General features: G+C 56.1%; 3 protein-coding genes. All 3 read left to right on the top strand.

What is annotated here, in order from left to right; genetic code table 11:
• Positions 1-1,530: molybdopterin dinucleotide binding domain-containing protein (locus ACLQ7H_RS28110; RefSeq protein ID WP_411755509.1), on the top strand; the 1,530-nt coding region annotated here is incomplete at its 5' end.
• A gap of 12 nt (positions 1,531-1,542) precedes the next feature.
• Positions 1,543-2,436, top strand: a complete 894-nt coding sequence (fdxH, locus tag ACLQ7H_RS28105) for a formate dehydrogenase subunit beta (protein WP_411755508.1) — start codon at positions 1,543-1,545, stop codon at positions 2,434-2,436.
• Positions 2,420-2,652: cytochrome b/b6 domain-containing protein (locus tag ACLQ7H_RS28100; protein WP_411755510.1), on the top strand; the 233-nt coding region annotated here is incomplete at its 3' end. The genes fdxH and ACLQ7H_RS28100, both read left to right, overlap by 17 nt.

The raw sequence follows: 2,652 nt of genomic DNA, 5'->3' as shown, positions 1-2,652 counted from the left end.
AGCCTGATGAAGAGCTTCTACGGCGACGCTGCCCAGAAAGAGAATAACTGGGGCTTTGATTGGTTGCCGAAGTGGGATCAGTCCTACGACGTCATGAAGTACTTCCAGATGATGGATCAGAATAAGGTCAACGGCTATATCTGCCAGGGCTTTAACCCGGTCGCCTCCTTCCCGGACAAGAATCAGGTGGTCGCCTCACTGGCCAAGCTGAAGTATCTGGTGATCATCGACCCGCTGGTCACGGAAACCTCCAATTTCTGGCAAAACCACGGCGAGATGAACGATGTCGATACCGCTTCGATCCAAACCGAAGTGTTCCGGCTACCATCCACCTGCTTTGCCGAAGAGGACGGCTCAATCGCCAACTCCGGCCGCTGGCTGCAATGGCACTGGAAAGGCGGCGACGCCCCAGGTGAAGCGATTACCGACGGCGAGATCCTGGCCGGTCTATACCATCGCCTGCGCCAGATGTATGGCAGCGAAGGCGGTAAAGGTGTCGAACCATTACTGAAAATGGGCTGGCACTATGAACGGCCGGATCACCCTGAATCCGAGGAAGTGGCGAAAGACAGCAACGGCTACGCGCTGGAAGATCTGTATGACGCCAACGGCAATCTGCTGGCGAAAAAGGGCCAGTTGCTGGACTCCTTCGCAATGCTGCGTGATGACGGCAGCACGGCTTCAGCCTGTTGGATCTATACCGGCAGTTGGACCAGCAAGGGTAACCAGATGGCCAACCGTGATAACAGCGATCCGTCCGGTTTAGGCAACACGCTGGGCTGGGCCTGGGCATGGCCGCTAAACCGCCGCATTATCTACAACCGCGCCTCCGCCGACCCAATGGGTAAACCTTGGGATCCACAACGCATGCTGATTGAATGGAACGGCGCCAAGTGGGTCGGGAATGATATTCCAGACTACAACACCGCCGCCCCGGGCAGCGGCGTTGGGCCGTTCATCATGCAACCGGAAGGGCTTGGCAGGCTGTTTGCCCTCGACAAAATGGCCGAAGGGCCGTTCCCAGAGCACTACGAACCGTTTGAAACGCCGTTGGGCACCAACCCACTGCATCCAAACGTGATCTCTAACCCGGCGGCCCGTCTCTATCCGTCTGATGCCAAGCGCATGGGTGATAAATCCGAGTTCCCTTATGTCGGTACCACCTATCGTCTGACCGAGCATTTCCACACCTGGACCAAGCACGCGCGCCTTAACGCGATCATGCAGCCGGAACAGTTCGTGGAAATCAGTGAACGTCTGGCGAAGGAGAAAGGGATTGAGCAAGGCGATACCGTCAAGGTCAGCAGCAAGCGTGGCTTTATCAAGGCGAAAGCCGTGGTGACCCGCCGTCTGCAAACCCTGAAGGTTAACGGGCAGGATGTCGACACCATCGGTATTCCACTGCATTGGGGCTTTGAAGGGGCAACCCGCAAAGGCTATCTGGCCAACACCCTGACGCCGTTTGTCGGCGATGCCAACTCACAAACGCCGGAATACAAGGCGTTTCTGGTTAACGTGGAAAAGGTGTAAGGAGCCGAATTTATGTCCATGCAATCCCAAGACATTATCAAACGTTCGGCCACCAACACCCTGACACCGCCTCCGCAAGCGCGTGATTACAAGGTCGAGGTCGCCAAGCTGATTGACGTTTCCACCTGCATCGGTTGCAAGGCCTGTCAGGTGGCCTGTTCCGAATGGAACGACATTCGTGATGAAGTGGGCCAATGCGTCGGGGTTTATGACAACCCCGCCGATCTGAGTGCCAAATCCTGGACGCTGATGCGTTTCTCGGAAGTGGAGCAGAACGGCAAGCTGGAATGGCTGATCCGCAAGGATGGCTGTATGCACTGTGCAGATCCGGGTTGCCTGAAGGCCTGCCCGTCTGCCGGTGCGATTATCCAATATGCCAACGGCATCGTGGATTTTCAGTCCGAGCATTGCATCGGTTGTGGTTACTGTATCAGCGGCTGCCCGTTCAACATTCCACGGTTGAACCCGCAAGACAACCGGGCGTACAAATGTACCCTGTGCGTTGACCGCGTCAGCGTGGGCCAGGAACCGGCCTGTGTGAAGACTTGCCCGACCGGAGCGATCCACTTTGGTACCAAGGCAGAAATGCTGGACGTGGCACAGGAGCGGGTCGAAAAGCTGAAGAAACGCGGCTTTGAGCATGCGGGCGTGTATAACCCGCAAGGCGTTGGCGGCACCCACGTGATGTACGTACTGCACCATGCCGATAACCCCGAGCTGTACCACAATCTGCCAAAAGACCCTCATATCGATCTGTCGATCGGGTTGTGGAAAAGCGTGCTCAAGCCATTATCCGTGGCAGGCTTCATCGCCACCTTTGCCGGTTTGATTTACCACTACATCGGCATTGGCCCGAACAAGGAAGTGGATGATGAAGACGAGGAGGACCATCATGAGCAAAAGTAAAATGATCGTTCGCACCAAGTTTATCGACCGGGCCTGTCACTGGACGGTGGTCATCTGCTTCTTCCTGGTGTCGCTGTCCGGCATTGCGCTGTTCTTCCCCACGCTGCAATGGCTGACCGAAACCTTTGGTACACCGCAGATGGGCCGCATCCTGCATCCTTTCTTTGGCGTGCTGATCTTTATCGCGCTGATGTTTATGTTCTTCCGCTTTGTGAA

It is taken from the genome of Serratia sp. (in: enterobacteria) (genome assembly GCF_046715635.1).
Taxonomy (GTDB): domain Bacteria; phylum Pseudomonadota; class Gammaproteobacteria; order Enterobacterales; family Enterobacteriaceae; genus Chania.
This window is presented reverse-complemented; position numbering and strand designations above follow the sequence as displayed.

Coding starts and splice junctions, on each gene's coding strand:
- fdxH (WP_411755508.1), top strand. CDS start 1,543: ATGTCCATGCAATCCCAAGACATTATCAAACGTTCGGCCACCAACACC.